This is a genomic window from Streptomyces sp. NPDC051561 (assembly GCF_044454195.1).
In the GTDB taxonomy this organism is placed as follows: Bacteria; Actinomycetota; Actinomycetes; order Streptomycetales; family Streptomycetaceae; genus Streptomyces.
The window spans coordinates 506,666-523,042 of record NZ_JBITDM010000003.1; the positions used below are offsets into that span (position 1 = coordinate 506,666).

At 70.9% G+C, this 16,377-nt stretch carries 14 protein-coding genes and 3 tRNA genes; 4 read left to right on the forward strand and 13 right to left on the reverse strand.

All coding sequences use genetic code 11. From position 1 onward, the window contains the following. Window positions 1–33 precede the first annotated feature (33 nt). Together ACIA73_RS10450 and ACIA73_RS10455 are read left to right on the forward strand one after the other, a co-directional pair. Entirely contained in the window at window positions 34–1,725 is a 1,692-nt protein-coding gene (locus ACIA73_RS10450) for a GAF domain-containing protein (protein WP_399438055.1), read from the forward strand. A 76-nt stretch (window positions 1,726–1,801) separates the two neighbouring features. Then, entirely contained in the window at window positions 1,802–2,431 is a 630-nt protein-coding gene (locus ACIA73_RS10455; RefSeq protein ID WP_399437942.1) for a LysE family transporter, read from the forward strand. A gap of 51 nt (window positions 2,432–2,482) precedes the next feature. Here the strand turns inward: ACIA73_RS10455 and ACIA73_RS10460 are convergent, their stop codons facing one another. The 8 genes from ACIA73_RS10460 to ACIA73_RS10495 all read right to left on the reverse strand — a co-directional run bounded on the left by ACIA73_RS10460 (window position 2,483) and on the right by ACIA73_RS10495 (window position 11,851). Then, window positions 2,483–3,343: an amidohydrolase family protein gene (locus ACIA73_RS10460; RefSeq protein WP_399437943.1), complete on the reverse strand. Its 861-nt coding sequence runs from the start codon at window positions 3,341–3,343 to the stop codon at window positions 2,483–2,485. Continuing rightward, the gene (locus tag ACIA73_RS10465) at window positions 3,340–4,326 is read right to left on the reverse strand and encodes an aldo/keto reductase (RefSeq protein ID WP_399437944.1); all 987 of its coding nucleotides are present in this window, start codon (window positions 4,324–4,326) and stop codon (window positions 3,340–3,342) included. The genes ACIA73_RS10460 and ACIA73_RS10465 overlap by 4 nt, the downstream gene beginning before the upstream one ends. Further along, window positions 4,326–5,081: an SDR family NAD(P)-dependent oxidoreductase gene (locus tag ACIA73_RS10470; RefSeq protein WP_399437945.1), complete on the reverse strand. Its 756-nt coding sequence runs from the start codon at window positions 5,079–5,081 to the stop codon at window positions 4,326–4,328. The genes ACIA73_RS10465 and ACIA73_RS10470 overlap by 1 nt, the downstream gene beginning before the upstream one ends. Beyond that, window positions 5,078–6,511 (reverse strand): L-fuconate dehydratase, encoded by a 1,434-nt coding sequence (locus tag ACIA73_RS10475; RefSeq protein WP_399437946.1) that lies wholly within the window; start codon window positions 6,509–6,511, stop codon window positions 5,078–5,080. The genes ACIA73_RS10470 and ACIA73_RS10475 overlap by 4 nt, the downstream gene beginning before the upstream one ends. Window positions 6,512–6,524: 13 nt before the next feature. Further along, window positions 6,525–7,379 carry a fumarylacetoacetate hydrolase family protein gene (locus tag ACIA73_RS10480; RefSeq protein WP_399437947.1) on the reverse strand — a complete coding sequence of 285 codons (855 nt, stop codon included), beginning with the start codon at window positions 7,377–7,379 and terminating at the stop codon, window positions 6,525–6,527. 827 nt (window positions 7,380–8,206) lie between these two features. Beyond that, window positions 8,207–9,166: an ABC transporter permease gene (locus ACIA73_RS10485; protein WP_399438056.1), complete on the reverse strand. Its 960-nt coding sequence runs from the start codon at window positions 9,164–9,166 to the stop codon at window positions 8,207–8,209. Between the two features lie 100 nt (window positions 9,167–9,266). Further along, a complete protein-coding gene (locus ACIA73_RS10490) occupies window positions 9,267–10,781 on the reverse strand; it encodes a sugar ABC transporter ATP-binding protein (protein ID WP_399437948.1) in 1,515 nt (504 codons plus the stop codon). A 5-nt stretch (window positions 10,782–10,786) separates the two neighbouring features. Further along, window positions 10,787–11,851, reverse strand: a complete 1,065-nt coding sequence (locus ACIA73_RS10495) for a sugar ABC transporter substrate-binding protein (RefSeq protein WP_399437949.1) — start codon at window positions 11,849–11,851, stop codon at window positions 10,787–10,789. A gap of 265 nt (window positions 11,852–12,116) precedes the next feature. On the opposite strand from ACIA73_RS10495, the gene ACIA73_RS10500 reads away from it, so the two are divergent. Next, window positions 12,117–12,851: a FadR/GntR family transcriptional regulator gene (locus tag ACIA73_RS10500; RefSeq protein WP_399437950.1), complete on the forward strand. Its 735-nt coding sequence runs from the start codon at window positions 12,117–12,119 to the stop codon at window positions 12,849–12,851. A gap of 189 nt (window positions 12,852–13,040) precedes the next feature. Here ACIA73_RS10500 and ACIA73_RS10505 read toward each other — a convergent pair whose 3' ends face one another. Together ACIA73_RS10505 and ACIA73_RS10510 are read right to left on the reverse strand one after the other, a co-directional pair. Then, the gene (locus tag ACIA73_RS10505; RefSeq protein WP_399437951.1) at window positions 13,041–13,955 is read right to left on the reverse strand and encodes a YceI family protein; all 915 of its coding nucleotides are present in this window, start codon (window positions 13,953–13,955) and stop codon (window positions 13,041–13,043) included. A 138-nt stretch (window positions 13,956–14,093) separates the two neighbouring features. Continuing rightward, window positions 14,094–14,339, reverse strand: coding sequence for a hypothetical protein (locus ACIA73_RS10510; RefSeq protein ID WP_399437952.1), 246 nt, complete (start codon window positions 14,337–14,339; stop codon window positions 14,094–14,096). 212 nt (window positions 14,340–14,551) lie between these two features. On the opposite strand from ACIA73_RS10510, the gene ACIA73_RS10515 reads away from it, so the two are divergent. Further along, window positions 14,552–15,667 carry a haloacid dehalogenase-like hydrolase gene (locus tag ACIA73_RS10515; RefSeq protein WP_399437953.1) on the forward strand — a complete coding sequence of 372 codons (1,116 nt, stop codon included), beginning with the start codon at window positions 14,552–14,554 and terminating at the stop codon, window positions 15,665–15,667. A gap of 97 nt (window positions 15,668–15,764) precedes the next feature. On the opposite strand, the gene ACIA73_RS10520 is transcribed toward ACIA73_RS10515, so the two are convergent. The 3 genes from ACIA73_RS10520 to ACIA73_RS10530 all read right to left on the reverse strand — a co-directional run bounded on the left by ACIA73_RS10520 (window position 15,765) and on the right by ACIA73_RS10530 (window position 16,226). Further along, window positions 15,765–15,838 (reverse strand) — tRNA-Ile (locus tag ACIA73_RS10520). A 237-nt stretch (window positions 15,839–16,075) separates the two neighbouring features. Next, window positions 16,076–16,148: transfer RNA gene (locus ACIA73_RS10525), tRNA-Asn, on the reverse strand. 5 nt (window positions 16,149–16,153) lie between these two features. Continuing rightward, window positions 16,154–16,226, reverse strand: a tRNA-Asn gene (locus ACIA73_RS10530). Window positions 16,227–16,377: the final 151 nt, after the last annotated feature.

Below are 16,377 nucleotides of genomic sequence, written 5' to 3' on the forward strand. Positions count from 1 at the left end.
TCGTACCCACCGACCGAAGGATTCATGGACCCCATGCACGACGAGGGACGCACCGCTCCCGGCCTGCCCCTGCTGCTCGACGCGGTGCTCAGCGTCGGTTCGGACCTGGAGCTGCGCGGCACCCTCCAGCACATCGTGGACTCGGCGATCGAACTCTCCGGGGCGCGGTACGGGGCACTGGGCGTCATCAGGCCCGACGGGGCCGGGATCTCCGAGCTGTTCACGGCCGGGATGGGCGAGGCGGCCAAGAAGCTCATCGGGCAGCTGCCGGACGCGCACTCCGGGCTGCTCGGCATCCTGGTGCAGGTGCCGCGCCCGCTGCTCGTGCCGAGCATCGCGGCGGATGTGCGCGCGGCCGGGTTCCCGCCCGGGCACCCCGTCATGGAGTCCTTCGTCGGGGTCCCGGTCCGGGTGAACACCAAGGTCTTCGGCAACCTCTATCTGACCGACAAGCGCGACGGCACCCCCTTCACCAGCGACGATCTGGCGCTGCTGCGGGTGCTCGCCGCCCAGGCCGGCATCGCGATCGGCAACGCCAGGCTGTACGAGCAGGCCCGGCTGCGCGAGCACTGGATCGAGGGTGCCGCCGCCGTCACCACCTCGCTCCTGCACGGCGGCAGCGAGTCCGAGGCGCTGGTCACGGTCGCGGAGAAGGCCAGGTCGCTGGCCGGGGCGAACGCCGGGATCATCCTGCAGCCGACCGAGGCGGGCGGCATGGAGATCGTGGCGGCGGCCACCGGCCCCGGGGACGACGCGGCCGACTACCTCGGTACGGCGATCGCTCCCGGCAGCGCCGTACTGGAGCAACTCCTCGGCGGGAAGCCGGTGTTCGTGGACGACTCGGCCACCGACGCACGGATGACCACGGCCGTGCGGACCCGGTTCGGGCCGAGCATGCTGCTGCCGTTGCAGAGCGGCGGCAAGCTGATCGGCACCCTGGCCCTGCCGCGGCTGCGCGGCGCGGCCCCGTACACCCGCACGGAACGCCTGCTGGCCTCGCAGTTCGCCTCGCAGGCGGCGCTCGCGATGGTGCTGGCGGACGGGCGGGACGCGCGGGAGCGGCTCGCGGTCTTCGAGGACCGCGACCGGATCGCCCGCGACCTGCACGACCTGGTGGTGCAGCGGCTGTTCGCGACGGAGATGATGCTGGAGTCGACCCGGCGGCGGGCGAAGGTGGCGGCCGCGGGTTCCGGCACTTGTGACGCCTCGGACGCCGGGCACGAGATGGACAGCCTGCTCGGGCGGGCGGTCGACGAGCTGGACTCGACGATCCAGGAGGTACGGACCGCGATCTTCGCCCTTCAGCAGCCGCCCGCCGACGCACCGACCACCGTGCGCGGCAAGGTACTGCGCGAGACCGCGGGCGCCGGGACGCTGCTCGGCTTCGCCCCCTCGGTGCACTTCGAGGGGGCCGTCGACACCCTGGTCGGCTCCCCGGTGGACAAGCAGCTGGTGGCCGCCCTGCGCGGGGCGCTGGCGGCCGCCCACCGCAGGGCGGCCGTCTCCTTGGTACGGGTGCGGGTGGACGCGACGGCGGTCCTGCCGGACGGGCGCCCCTGCGTACGGCTGACGGTGACGGACGACGGGGAGCCGGAGGACGGCGTGCAGCCGGGTGACGACGGACCGGACGCGGGCACGGGCCCGGGCGCGGGAACAGGGCCGGGGCCGGGGCCGGAAGCGGGCACCGCCCGGGGGACGACCCTGACCTGGCAGGCCCCGCTGTAGTCCGCCGCCCCTCCCCCGCCGCCTCCACGGGAAAACCGGTCGCGGGCTCACCCTTCGACCCCCGAGAGTGAGCGCCATGAGCGAGCTGATGGCGCCCGCGCTGGCCGGTGCGGCCGCGGGTCTGGGCGTGGCGGTGCCGGTCGGCGCGATGGGTGTCCTGCTCATCCAGGAGGGCATGCGCGACCGGCGCGGCGCGGTGGCCGCGGCGGCCGCCGTGGCGGTGGTCGACATGGGTTACGCGGCGGTGGCCGTCGCCCTGGGACCGCTGGTCGCGGGGGCCCTGGACGGGGTGGAGGCGTGGGTCCGGCTGGTGGCGGGCGCGGTGCTGATGGCCATCGCGGTACGGGGGCTGTGGGCGTCCCTCCGCCCGGCCCCCGACACGGAGGGGACCTCCCCGGAGGCGGTCGGCGCCAGCCCGGTCCGTACCTTCACCCGGTTCGCCGCGCTGACCCTGATCAACCCGACGACAGCCCTCTACTTCGCCGCCCTCACCACCGGCCAGGGCGCGAGCCTCGGTGAGGGCGGGGCGGGCGCGCTCTTCGTGGCCGGGGTGTTCGCGGCGTCCCTGCTGTGGCAGCAGCTCCTGGTCGCGGCGAGCGGGTTCGCGGGGGCGCGGATCTCGGCGCGGGTGCGGGCGTGGACGTTCCGGGTGGGGTACGGGCTGGTGGCGGTGTACGCCGTGAAGGTGGCACTGCCGCTTCCGTAACCCCGCACCCGTCCCCGCTCGCCCGCGACAGCCGCCCGGCTGACGTCCGCCTCAGGCCTTCAGCCCGTACACCCGGTCCGCCACTCCCCCGAAGACCTGCGTCTGCTCGTCCGGTGACAGTGCGGACATCAGCCCCCTGGCCACCACCAGCACCTCCTCGTACGAGGAGGCCAGCTCGCACACCGGCCAGTCCGACCCGTACATCAGCCGCCCGGGCCCGAAGGCGTCGAGCACGGTCTGCGCGTACGGCCGCAGATCGTCCACGGTCCACCGCTGCCAGTGCGCCTCGACGACCATCCCGGACAGCTTGCAGACCGTGTTCGGCCACGCGGCCAGTTCGCGGACGGCCGTCGCCCAGGGCTCCAGGGCGCCGGTGACGATGGGTGGTTTCCCCAAGTGGTCGAGCACAAAAGTGAGTTGGGGAAGGGCCGCGGCCGCCCGCACCGCGGCCGGCAGCTGGTTCGGGGTGATCACCAGGTCGTAGACCAGTCCCGCGTCCGCGACCGCCGCCAGCCCGCGGCGCACCTCCGGCCGCAGCAGCCACTGTGGATCGCTCTCGCCCTGCACCTGGTGCCGGATGCCGGCCAGATGTGCGCCGCCCGGCAGGGCCCGGAGTGCGGCGAGCCGGTCGGCGACGTTCTCGTGGGTGAGATCGGTCCAGCCGACGACGCCCGCGATCAGCTCGTGCGCCTCGGCGAGCGCCAGGAACTCCGGGGTCTCCTCGGCGACCGGGACCGTCTGTACCAGCACCGAGGCGCTCACCCCGGCCGTGGCCGCCTCCGCCTCCAGGTCCCCGACGAGGAAGTCCCGCCGGATGGGGTCGAGTTGAGGACCGGTGATCCAGTCCTGGTCGCGTACCGACAGGTCCCACACGTGGTGATGGGCGTCCACCACCCGGGGCAGCACGCTCACAGACCCTCCCCCAGCAGGCCTTCCGCCCGCAGCTCGTCCCAGAGTTCGTCCGGTACGCCGACGGCGAGCATGGCCGCAGCGTCGGTCGCCTCCGCCGCCGTACGCATCCCGACCAGTACACCGGCCACGGCCGCGTACCGGAAGGGGAAGGCGAGGGCGGCGGCGCGCAGCGGCACCCCGTGGCCCTCGGCGATCGCCTTGATGCGCAGGGCGCGGCCGAGCAGGTCGACGGAGGCGGCGCGGTAGTCGAAGGTGGCGCCGGGCTGGGGGTCGGCGAGCAGTCCGGAGTTGAAGACTCCGCCGACCACGACGCTGCGTCCGCGCTTCTCGGCCTCCGGGAGGAGGGTGAGCGCGGCCTGCTGGTCGAGCAGGCTCAGCCGTCCGGCACAGAGCACCACGTCGGCGTCGGTCTCCCGCACCACCCGTTCCAGGCCCGCGACTTGGTTCATACCGGCCCCGATCGCACCGACGACCCCTTCGGCCCGCAGTCGCTCCAGCGCCGGGTAGCCCTCGCGCAGAGCCTGTTCGCCGCCGTCGCCGCACTCGTCGGCGTCGTGCAGATAGACCACGTCGACGCGGTCGAGGCCGAGCCGCTGGAGGCTGTCCTCCAGGGAGCGCCGTACGCCGTCGGCACTGAAGTCCCACACCCTGCGGTGCGTCACCGGGACGGCGAACCCGGCGTCCGTACCGCCGGTGTACGCGCCGCCCGAGCCCGTCGGCTCCAGCAGCCGCCCCACCTTGGTGGACAGGGTGAACGCGTCCCGGGGCCGGTCGCGCAGGGCCTCGCCGAGCCGTCGCTCCGAGAGGCCGAGCCCGTAGTGGGGAGAGGTGTCGAAGTAGCGGACTCCGGCGTCCCAGGCGGCGTCGACGGCGGCGCGGGCGTCCTCGTCGGTGACCGGCGCGAACAGGTTGCCCAGTGTCGCCGCCCCGAGGCCGAGCGGGGTGACCGGCACGGCCGAGGCGCCCAGCCGGGCGGCGGCCACTACTGCCCCTCCGGACGCAGCCGCAGCCCCTGCATTCCGCCGTCCACGGCGAGCGAGGCACCGGTGACGGAGGCGGCGGCCGGACTCGCCAAGTAGGCGACGGCAGCTGCCACTTCACCTGCGGAGACCAGTCGGCCCATCGGCTGACGTGCGTGGAGCGCGGCCCGCTCCGCGACCGGATCCGGCGCCGCGTCCAGCAGCCGTCCGACCCACGGGGTGTCGGCCGTCCCCGGGTTGACGCAGTTGACCCGGACGCCCTCCCGCACATGGTCGGCGGCCATCGCGAGGGTCAGCGAGAGCACCGCCCCCTTGCTCGCGCTGTAGAGCGCGCGCTGCGGCAATCCGGCGGTCGCGGCGATGGAGCACGTGTTGACGATCGCGGCGTGGTCCGAGGCGCGCAGCGCGGGCAACGCCGCCCGGCTCACCCGCACCATTCCCAGTACATTCACGTCGAGCACCCGGTGCCACTGCTCGTCGTCGTTGTCCTCCACGGTGCCGGCCGCGCCGATGCCCGCGTTGTTGACGAGGATGTCGAGACCGCCGAGTGCGTCCACCGCCGCGGCGACGGCCGCCCGTACCGACGTGTCGTCCGAGACGTCGGCCTTGAAGCCGAGCAGCGGCGCACCCGCCCCCGAGGGATCCAGGTCCAGCACGGCGACCTGCGCACCCCGCTGCGCGAGCAGCTCCGCGGTGGCCAGGCCGATACCCGAAGCACCGCCCGTGACCAGGGCCTTCAGTCCTGCAAGCTCGCTCATACGGCGGCCTCCTCGGCGATCTGTGCGGCGCTCGCCGCACTCGTGGACTTCTCGTCGGACGTTTCCTTCGAGGACTTCACCTCTGACGTCTGCGCCAGATCGGCGGCCCAGAACCGGCCGTCCGGATAGGTGAACTCGGCGATCGAGCCGGCGTGCATGGTCGCCGAGAAGCCGGGCGTCGTGGGGGCGACGTAATGCCCGTCCCGCATCACCACCGGGGTCTCGAAGTGGTCGTGCAGATGGTCGACGTACTCGATGACCCGGTCCTCGGTCGTTCCGCTCAGCGCCACGAAGTCGAACATCGACAGGTGCTGCACCAGCTCGCACAGCCCCACACCCCCCGCGTGCGGGCAGACCGGCACCCCGAACTTCGCCGCCAGCAGCAGAATCGCCAGGTTCTCACTGACCCCGCCCACCCGGGCGGCGTCGATCTGGAGGATGTCGATCGCCCCGGCCTGCAGCAGCTGCTTGAAGACGATCCGGTTCTGCACGTGTTCGCCGGTGGCGACCTTGATGCGCTCCGGGGCCAGGGCCTCGCGGATCGCGGCGTGGCCGAGGATGTCGTCGGGGCTGGTGGGCTCCTCGATCCAGTACGGGTCGTAGGCGGCCAGCGCCCTCGTCCACTCCACCGCCTCGCCCACGTTCCAGCGCTGGTTGGCGTCGATGGCGATCCGGATGTCCGGGCCGACGGCGGCGCGTGCCGCCTTCATCCGCCGTACGTCGTCGGCCAGTTCGGCGCCCACCTTCAGCTTGATCTGCCCGAACCCGTCGGCCACGGCCTGCTGGGCGAGCCGGGTCAGCTTCTCGTCGGAGTAGCCGAGCCAGCCCGGCGAGGTGGTGTAGCCGGGGTAGCCGCGCTCGCGCAGCTGCTCCTCCCGGGCGGCGGACCCGGCCCGTCCGGCACGCAGCAGACTCAGCGCGTCGGCCGGGGTCAGCACATCGGCGATGTACCGGAAGTCGACCTGGTCGACCAGCCACTCGGGCTCGGCCTGCGCCAGGAACTTCCACAGCGGCAGCCCCGCCCGCTTGGACGCCAGGTCCCAGGCGGCGTTGACCGCCGCCCCGATCGCCATGTGCATCACCCCCTTCTCGGGCCCGAGCCAGCGCAGTTGGCTGTCCCCGGTCAGGGCGCGCCCCAACGTCCCCGGATCGGCGCACAGTTCCGCCACCGAGCGGCCGATCAGATGCGGCTTCAGCGCCTCGATCGCCGCCACCTGGACATCGTTGCCGCGCCCGATGGTGAAGGTGAAACCGTGCCCCTCGATGGCGTCCTCGGCGTCGGTGCGCAGGATGAGGTACGCCGCCGAGTAGTCCGGGTCGGGATTCATCGCGTCCGAACCGTCGAGCTCGCGCGAGGTGGGGAAGCGGATGTCGTAGGTCGCGACCTCCCGGATGACGGGGCCGCCTGCACTACTGCCTGTACTGGTCACGTGGTGGGGCCTCTCACGCCTGGGCGAAGGTCTGGCGCTGGCTGCCGAGGCCGTCGATGGACAGCTCCACGGTGTCGCCGGCACGGAGATAGGGATTCTGGGGCAGCCCCAGGGCGACGCCGGCCGGAGTGCCGGTGTTGATGACGTCGCCGGGCTCCAGCACCATGTACTGGCTCAAGTAGGCGATGACCTCCGCCACTTGGAAGATCATGTCCTTGCTGTTGCCGTCCTGCCGCTGGACGCCGTTGACCTCCAGCCGCAGCCGCAGGTCCTGCGGCTCGGTGATCTCGTCGGCGGTGACCAGCCAGGGCCCGAGCGGGTTGAAGGTCTCGCAGGACTTCCCGAGGTCCCACTGCGGGGAGAAGTCCAGCTGGAACTCGCGCTCGGAGACGTCGTGACTGACGGCGTAGCCGGCGATGCACTCCTTCGCCGCCTCGGGGCTCTCCAGATAGCGCGCCCGCTTCCCGATGATCACCCCGAGCTCGACCTCCCAGTCCGTCCGGGTCGAGTTGCGCGGGATGAGCACCTCGTCGTACGGGCCGACGACGGTCCCGGGATCCTTCATGAAGACGACGGGCCGGGGCGGGAGGGCGGCGCCGGTCTCCTCGGCGTGGTCGCGGTAGTTCAGCCCGATGCAGACGACCTTGCCGGGGCGGGCGACGGGTGCGCCGACCCTCATCCCGTCGGCCCCGTCGAGCAGGGGCAGCTCCCCGGCCTCGTACGCGGCGCGCGCCCGGGCCAGGCCGCCGCCGGCGAGAAACGCACCGTCGATGTCGCCCGTGATCCCACCCAGATCGTAGATCCGCCCGTCCTCGCCCAGGATCCCGGACCGCTCACTCCCGACCTCACCAAGTCGCTGCAATCTCATATCCCTTGACTCCTCACGATGTGCGTCCACGGAGAACGCAAGATGGTTTTTTCCTCTGCCCGGGGGGGTGTCCGTCCCGCCCTCGGGCCCAGAACCACAAGCCCACACCCATGCCAGGCCACAGCCCCACAGCCCCGCCTTCCAGGGCCCCGATCCCGTGCCCCTCCGCGGCTACCGCCGCACGGCCACGCCTGCCCCCTCCCAGGGGCAAGGGCCTGTATCACTCCGCGGCTCCGCCGCGCGGCCGCACCCTCAGGGACGCGGGCCCGTCTCCCTGTACGGCCACCGCCACACGGCCACCCCCTCCCACTCCTGACCCCCGTCCCAGGGGCGCGGGCCCGTATCACTCTGCGGCTCCGCCGCGCGGGCGCACCCTCCCACCCCTGACCCCGCCCCAGGGGCGCGGGGAACTGCGCGACCAGCCCCCTCCCACCCGCCACATCCCCACCCACCCCTGGAGGGCCCGCCACCTCGCCGGGGTCTGGGGGCCCGCCCCCAGTTTCGGGAAGGGGCGGGGTGGGGTGAAGCCCCGCGCAGCGGACCTCCTCCCCGGGGAGCGTGACCGGGACCGGGGCGGGCCGGGACGGCAAGGGTGGCGACTCCGTCGGGGGCCGCCCCCTTGCCCGCCCGTTCCGCCCCCGGGGGGCGGCCCCGCCGCCCAAGCGGGCGAGGTAATGAGAGGAGGGGCATGCCGCCCCGCCGCCCAAGCGGGCTACCAAGGGGTGAAGGGCCGGGCGGCCCCGCCGCCCAGGTGGGCTGAGGTGGCGCGGGGGAGGAGGGACGGCCCCGCCGTCCAGGCGGGTGAGGCACAGCAGGGGGCGTGTCCCTCAGTCCTGGGCCCGCCCCGTAGTCACCCGAGCAATCATCAGCGCCACCAGAATGATCCCCCCATAAATCGCCTGGATCCAGAACGACGGCACCTGCGCCAGCGTCAGCAGGTTCTGCACCACACCAAGCAGCAGCACCCCCGTCAGTGCCCCGAACATCGACCCCTTGCCGCCGTCCAGGCTGATCCCGCCGATGACCGCAGCCGCCATCACCGTGAAGATCATGTTCTGGCCCTGGTTGGCGTTGATCGCACCGACGTAGCCGGTCTGGATCAGCCCGCCCAGCGACGCCAGCACACCACCCGTGATGAACACCCCGAGCATCACCCGGTCCACCCGGATACCCGCCGCCCTGGCCGCCGCCGGATTACCGCCGATGGCGTACAACGCCCGTCCCACCCGGTGGTACTTCAGCACGAAGCCCGCGATCCCGAAGGCCACCGCAGCGATCCACACCGACAGCGGAACACCCAGGAAGGTCGACGTCGCCAGCGAGAAGAACGCGTCCGGCATACCGAACAGCGTCTTCCCCTCGGTGGCCCCCACCAACAGCCCGCGCAGCACGATCAGCATCGCCAGCGTCACGATGAACGCGTTCAGCTTCAGCTTCACCACCAGCGAGCCGTTGAAGGCACCGATCAGCGCGCCCACCACCAGGATCACCAGAATGCCCACCCAGGTGGGCAGTTCGGTCCCGAATCCCGCCTGCAACGCGGGCAGCACCAGCAGCGCCCCCATCGCGGGAGCGATGCCGACGACCGACTCCAGCGACAGGTCGAACTTCCCGGTGATCAGCACCAGCGACTCCGCCAGCACCACCATCGCGAGCGCGGCGGACGCGCCCAGGATCGAGATGATGTTGTTGCCGGTGAAGAAGGTGTCATTGGTGAGGGCGCCCAGCAGCACCAGCACCAACAGCGCGGGTACCAGGGCCAGTTCACGCGCCCTGCTGACCAGCAACGACTTCTTCCGGTCCGCCCCGGGCCGCCCCGGCTTCCCCGGCTTCCCGGGCTTCCTGCGCCGGTCCGCCGGGGCTGTGGCCGCCTGCGAGGCTGTTGTCTCAGCCACGGTCTACTCCTTCAATGGATGCGATCAGCTCGTGGTCGTTCCAGCCGGCCGCATGGTCGGCGACGACCCGCCCGTGGAAGAGCACCAGCACCCGGTCGCAGCGCCTCAGATCATCGATTTCATCGCTCACCACCAGCACCGCCGTGCCGTCCTCGCGCGCACTGTCCATCCGCGCGAGCAGTGATTCCTTGGACTTCACGTCCACGCCCGCCGTCGGGTTGATCAGCACGAGCAGCCTCGGATCGGAGGCCAGCGCCCGCGCCATCACCACCTTCTGGGCATTGCCGCCGGACAGGTCCGACACCGGCTGGTGCGGCCCCTCGGCGTGGATGTCCAGGCGCCGGATCAGCTCCTCGCCGACCTTCCGCTTGTTCTCCGTACCGACGAATCCGTACCTGCCCAGGCGCCCCAGCACACTCATCGTGGCGTTGTCGCCGACACTCATGCCGGAGACGAGCCCCTGGTCGTGCCGGTCCCGGGGGACGCACGCGACACCGGCCTTCAGTGCCGCCGGCACATCCCCGAACTCCAGGACCCGGCCGTCGAGCTGGGCGTGACCCCGGTCGGGCGTGTACAGCCCGGCGAAGGTCTCGGCCAGCTCGATCTTGCCGCTGCCACTGGTCCCGGCGAGGCCGACGACCTCGCCCTCGCGAACGGTCAGACTGATGTCCTGGTACGCCGCCGAGGACATCCCCGCCACGTCCAGCCGCACCCGCGCATCCGCCGGTACGTCGGACCTGGCGGCGCTCTCGGCGGCCGTGACCGACTCCCCCGCCATGGCCTCCACCAGGGCGGCGCGCGGGAGTTCGGAGACCGGGGCGGTGATGATCCAGCGGGCGTCGCGCAGCACGGTGACCGCCTGGCACACCTCGTACACCTCCTGGAGGTGGTGCGAGATGAACAGGAAGGTGACCCCCTGCTCCTGCAAGGTCCGCATCCGGTCGAAGAGGCGCTCGATCTCCTTGTTGTCGAGCTGCGCGGTCGGCTCGTCGAGCACGATGAAGCGCGCCCCGAAGGACAGCGCCCGCGCGATCTCGACCATCTGCCGGTCCTCGACCTTGAGTTCGGCGGTGCGCACCTCAGGGTCGACGCGCACGTCCCACTGTTCGAGGAGCCGGGCGGCGTCCGACCGCAGCTTCTTCCACTGGATCATGCCGCCGAAGCCGGTGGGCTGCCGGTGGATGAACAGGTTCTCGGCGACGGTCAGTTCGGGGACGACCGTCGGTTTCTGGTAGACGCAGGCGACCTTGGAGCGCCAGCCGTCCCGGTCGGACAGCGCGGGCGCGCTCTGCCCGTCGAAGCGGACGGTGCCCGCGTCCGGGGCCTGAAGCCCGGTGAGCACCGTCACCAGGGTCGATTTCCCGGCCCCGTTGCGCCCGACCAGTGCGTGCGACTCGCCCGCGTGCACGGTGAGCCTGCCGTCCTGGAGCGCGAGGGTGGGACCGTACCGCTTGGTGATCCCGGACGCCTCGACCAGCGGTCGCACCGAGGCGTCGGTTCGGGTCACGTGGCTCACTTGGAGGCATTGCCCCAGAGCTTGGAGTCGTCCACGTTCTCCTTGGTGACCAGCGGGGCCGGCAGCTGGTCCTCAAGGAGCCCGTTGGGGTGCTTGACGATGACGGAGCCGTGGTCGGTGGGGCCTTCCTTGAAGGTCTCGCCGGCCATCGCCTTCTTGATGTAGTACATGCCGTACTTGGCGTAGGTGTCGGCGGGCTGCGACACCGTCGCGTCGATCTCGCCCTTGCGGATGGCGTCCAGCTCCAGCTTGATGCCGTCGTTGGAGACGATCGCGATGTGCTTGGGGTCGCCGACCGGCTTGAGCAGCTTCTTGGTCTTCAGGGTCTGCAGGGTGGGGGCCAGGTAGACGCCGCCCGCCTGCATGTAGATGCCCTTGATATCGGGGTTGTCGTTGAGCAGGGTGTCCAGCTTGGAGGCGGCGACATCCGACTCCCACTTCGCGGGAATCTCCAGGACCTTCAGGTCCGGGAACTTCTCCTTGTTGCACTTGCGGAAGGCCTCGGAGCGCTCGCGCCCGTTCACCGAGGCGAGGTCACCCATGATCTGGACGACCTTGCCGGACTTGATCTTCGAGCCCAGGAACTCGCAGGCCTTCTGGCCGTACGCCACGTTGTTGGCGCGCACGATCATCGCGACCTTGCCCTTGTCGGGGGCGACGTCCACGGCGACGACCGGAACGCCCTTGCGCTCGGCCTGGTCCAGACCGGCGGCTATCGCGGCGCTGTCGAGGGGGGCCACGACGAGGCCCTTCACGCCCTGGTTGAGCTGGTTGTTGATGTCGGTGATCTGCTGTGCCGGGTCGCTGTTGGAGTTGACGGTCTTGAGCGCCTCGACCTTCTCCTCCTTCGCCATCTTCGGCACGTAGTCGTTGTACGACTGCCAGAAAGGCGAGGTCAGCAGGGGCAGGATCACGCCGACCTTGCCTTCGCCACCGGCCGCACCGGAGGCCCCGTCCTTGGTGCTGCCGCACGCGGTGAGCGCCAGCGAGGCGCTTGCCGCGAGGGCCACCCAGCCCGTCGCACGTGCCTTCGCCCTGCTACCCGCTGTCCTGCCGGTCATCTGACGGCTCCTCGTAGAAAAGGAATGCTTGGGGGGAGCGCCCGGTACGGAGTCACAGGCCGGCAGGCCGGCGCCAAAGGTCCTCCGCCGGGGCTCTGCCGTCCGATGTTTCCCATCAGGCCGCGACGCATATTTATCAGACCTATCAGGCCCTTCAACACCCCTCAGGCCCCATCATCCCGATTTTGACGCCACATTGGTCCGATGACTGTGTCTTGACGGCGGACTAGACTCGCCGACAACCGCCAACGCCCGGAGGGACCCCATGGCCGTCAGCAGCCCCGAGAGCGCCCCTGAAAGTGCGCCCGAACTCGCGCCCGCCAAGGGGACGGTGACCCACCGCGCCATCGAGGCGATCAAAGCCATGATCACATCCGGCCGGCTCACGGCGGGCCAACGACTGCCCACCGAGAGGGACTTGGCCGCCCGCCTGGGAATCTCCCGCAGCTCCATGCGCGAGGCGATCCGGGCCCTGACCGTGCTGGGCATCCTCGAATCCCGCCACGGCTCGGGCGTCTACGTCACCAACCTCGAAGCCGTCGACCTGCTCGACACCTTCGGCGTGGTCGCCGAGATCTCGCCGAAGCCACGCCTGGTGGAGTTCCTGGAGGTACGCCGCATCCTGGAGTCCTCAGCGGCGGCCCTGGCCGCCGCCCGCATCGACGAAACCCAACTGGCGGAACTGGCAACCCAGTTGGAAGCCATGAACCGGACCGAGGACGCGGAGGAGTTCCTGGCCGCCGACATGGCCTTCCACCGCACCATCACCCAGGCCGCCGGGAACGAGGCACTCGCCGCCATAGTCGAGGGCCTCTCCTCCCGCACCTTCCGCGCCCGCATCCGCCACGGCCACCAGGAAGCCGGCGCCCTCGCCCTCGCCCGCGAGGAGCACCGCCGCATCTACGCCGCTCTCGTCGCCCGCGACCCCAACACCGCCCGCGACGCCGCAGCCGCCCACATCGAAACAGTCGCCAGCTGGCTCCGCACCCAACTCAACTGACCCCACCCCCTCGGCCGGCAAAGCCGCTGCCCTCCCACCCCCCGTCAGCCCCCTTGGGCGGCGGGGCCGCCCCCCGGGGGCGGAACGGGCGGGCAAGGGGGCGGCCCCCCACGGAGTCGCACCCACCCCACCCGGGCCCACCCCGACCCCGGTCAAGCCCCCACCCCCGGCCCCACAACACCCCCGCCCCTACTCCGGAGGAGTCGGCGTATCCGGCCCCTGGAACATCGTCTGCACATCCATCTCCAGCCTCACCGTCGGCCCCACAATCGCAATCCCCTTGGCCAGCATGTTCCGCCAGTTCAACGTGAAGTCCTCCCGATGCAGCTCCGCCCCGGCCCGCGCCGCGCACCGCAGCTCCTCCCCGTACCCCCCGTTCACCGCCCCCAGGTACGACGTCTCCAGCGCCACCGACCGGCTCACCCCGTGCAACGTCAACGCCCCGTGCACCGTCCACCCGTTCCCGCCCCGGTACACGAACCGGTCACTCACGAAGTCGATGTACGGATAGTTCTCCACATCCAGAAAGTCCCGGGACCGCAGATGCGCGTCCCGGGTCTTGTTCCCGGTCGTCAGGCTGGCCGCCTCGATCCGCACCCGTACCTCGGACTCCTCCGGGTTCTCCGCCACCCGCACCCCGCCCTCGAACTTCTGGAAGCGGCCGTGCACATGGGCCATGCCGACGTGCTTGGCGATGAACCGGATCGCGGTGTGCGGCGGGTCGACCGTCCACATCCCCGGCGTCGGCGGCGGCAACTGCTGCGCCACCTCCATCTCGACGCGCCCCATGGACAGCGCCTCCCCCGGGTCGACGTAGAAGGACCAGCTGGCCGGGGTCATCCCCTCGGCGGACATCAGGAGCCCGTACTCACCGGCCGGCAGCGCGGCCGTGAACAGGCCGAACAGATCGGTCGTGCCCTTGGCCGCCACCCGCCCGTCGCTCTTCGCGGTGACGGTGATCTCCGCCCCGCCGAGCTTCTGGCCGACCGGGTCCACCACCTCGCAGCTGACCGTCCCCGCACCCCGGGGCACCGGCAGCACCAGCCCGCCACCGCCCGCCGAACCCGCCTTCGCCCGCGCACGCCGGAGGAGGGAGAGGACCATGGAGTTCACCTTTCAACGCAGGACAACCGGAGGACACCACCGGCGGACCACCGGACCCGGCACAAGCCGGAACGGAATGATCCGTTCAGTTGTCTCACAAAGCGAACGCAGATCCGAAACTCCAGCGATCGGCCGAGGTCAGCGATCCATCGGCCGGTCCGGCGTGATCCGCCTCCCCCGGTGCTGCCGCCGGTACTTGCGGTCCCACCTGTCCCGCTTCTCCCGCTGCTCCCGGTACTGCTCGTACTCCGGCCCCGAGGCACCGCGCACCCCGTTCCCGTACCGGAGGAACCCGTAGAGCGCGACGCCCCCGATCAGCCACCACACCGGCTGCGAGAAACCCATCACGAACAGCACCGCACCGACCACCAACAGAACGACCATGACTGGCCCCCATGTCGTCGCTCGCAAGCCCTGAACGGACCGCCCGGGCAGAGACCGCATGCCGGGGTCCGGGGCCGCTGCGGCCCAGGGTAGACCCGCCCGGGGCCCGCGAGAAGAGCCGTGCGGACCCCAGCACCTACCCGTCCGGGACCGCCCCACTCCATGAGTTCGATCATGGGCAATCCGGTACGCCCGGCCTACGCTTACGCGCCGTGAACACTCCCCCCGCACGCCCGACGCGCAAGAAGTCCGTCCTGCTCACCACGGCGCTCGCCCTCACCACCGCCGTGGTCGCCACCACCGCACTGTGGCCGGACACCGAGGCGAGGGCGGCGGACGGCACCCGCCAGCGCGAGCAGCGCGCGGTGACCGCCGAACTGGCCCACTGGCCCGCCCCCGTGGCCAAGCAGCTCGCGAGGACCATCGCCTCCCACGACCACCGGGGCGCCTACGCCGTCTTCGACGCGGACAACACCACCTACCGGGGCGACCTGGAGGAATCCCTCCTCCCCTTCCTGGAGATGAAGGGCGTCCTGACCCGCGCCACCATGGACCCCTCCCTCAAGGTCGTCCCCTTCAAGGACACCGCCACCCACCGGGAAACCCTCACCGAGTACTACGAACGCCTCTGCGAGATCGACGACCAGGTCTCCTACCCCTGGGCCGCCCAGATCTTCTCCGGCTTCACCCTGAAACAGCTCAAGGGGTACGTCGACGAACTGCTCGCGTACAAGGGCCCGCTGCCCGGCGGTGCCAAGCCCCCGCAGTTCTCCACCGGCATGCAGGAGCTCTACCGCACCCTCACCAAGCACGGCATCGAGGTGTACGTGGTCAGCGCGGCCCACGAGGACCTGGTGCGCATGGTGCTCGCCGACCCCAAGTACGGCTACGGCGTGAAGCCGCAGAACGTCCTCGGCGTCTCCACCCTCCTCAAGGACCGCCGCACCGGCGAAGTCACCAGCTCCCGCAAGGAGATCGCGGCCGGCCGCTTCGACCAGCAGAAGCTCGCGCACCACGAGCTGACGCCCACCCTCTGGGCCCCTGCCACCTGGTACGAGGGCAAGCCCGCCGCCATCAGCACCTACATCGACCCCTGGCAGAAGCCGGTCCTCGCCGCCGGTGACACTCCCAGGAGCGACGGCCCGATGCTCTTCCGCTCGACGGACGTGGCCAATGGCGGCGTCCGGGTGTGGGTCAACCGCAAGGACGCGTACATGAAGGAACTCGACGGCATGAAGGCGGCAGGCGTGAAGCGCCAGAAGGAACTGGGCCAAAAGGTCACCGCCGACAAGCACTGGCTGACCGTCACCCCGGACCAGATCCGCTGACCGGCCGGAACACGGGAGAGGGCCCCCGGGAAACTTCCCGGGGGCCCTCTCCACGACTGCCGCGCAGGTCGATACGTTTCTTCCGAACCTGCCTAAGTGGGGCGGGTGGGACTCGAACCCACGGCCGACGGATTATGAGTCCGCTGCTCTAACCGGCTGAGCTACCGCCCCCACTCGGCGTGGCGCGTACAAATGTGCGCGCCGTCTGCCGCAGCATAGCCGGTCATACGATCTCCTGCCTCGGATGGTCGGCAACGCATGACCATGAGGACTTCACCGCTGTCCGGACGGTTCCCCGACGTGGCTCATGCCACACCAAAGAGGCTGAACGGAAGCTGCGGGCGCACACGGGAGGCGGCCGGGACGCACAAAAAGAGGGCCTCCGAAGAGGCCCTCTTTTTTTTCCTGCTCCCCCGACTGGACTCGAACCAGTAACCCTCCGGTTAACAGCCGAATGCTCTGCCAATTGAGCTACAGGGGACCGCGCTCCCCCGACTGGACTCGAACCAGTAACCTGCCGGTTAACAGCCGGCTGCTCTGCCAATTGAGCTACAGGGGATTGCTGCGGTTGCACCGAATGCACCTCCCACCGGGTCTACCGGGGGCGTGCGCTCGCTGCGAGACATACATTAGCGCAAGCAGGGGGGTGCTCCGCCAATCGGTATCGCCCCGGATGATCAGCGGGCTGTACGGGTAGGCGGCCAAGCACA

Bases quoted from the DNA above. Each gene is read 5' to 3' on its own strand.
- ACIA73_RS10470 (WP_399437945.1), bottom strand. From the start codon at position 5,081: ATGAGCGAGCTTGCAGGACTGAAGGCCCTGGTCACGGGCGGTGCTTCG.
- ACIA73_RS10455 (WP_399437942.1), top strand. From the start codon at position 1,802: ATGAGCGAGCTGATGGCGCCCGCGCTGGCCGGTGCGGCCGCGGGTCTG.
- ACIA73_RS10480 (WP_399437947.1), bottom strand. From the start codon at position 7,379: ATGAGATTGCAGCGACTTGGTGAGGTCGGGAGTGAGCGGTCCGGGATC.
- ACIA73_RS10500 (WP_399437950.1), top strand. From the start codon at position 12,117: ATGGCCGTCAGCAGCCCCGAGAGCGCCCCTGAAAGTGCGCCCGAACTC.
- ACIA73_RS10510 (WP_399437952.1), bottom strand. From the start codon at position 14,339: ATGGTCGTTCTGTTGGTGGTCGGTGCGGTGCTGTTCGTGATGGGTTTC.
- ACIA73_RS10450 (WP_399438055.1), top strand. From the start codon at position 34: ATGCACGACGAGGGACGCACCGCTCCCGGCCTGCCCCTGCTGCTCGAC.
- ACIA73_RS10505 (WP_399437951.1), bottom strand. From the start codon at position 13,955: ATGGTCCTCTCCCTCCTCCGGCGTGCGCGGGCGAAGGCGGGTTCGGCG.
- ACIA73_RS10495 (WP_399437949.1), bottom strand. From the start codon at position 11,851: ATGACCGGCAGGACAGCGGGTAGCAGGGCGAAGGCACGTGCGACGGGC.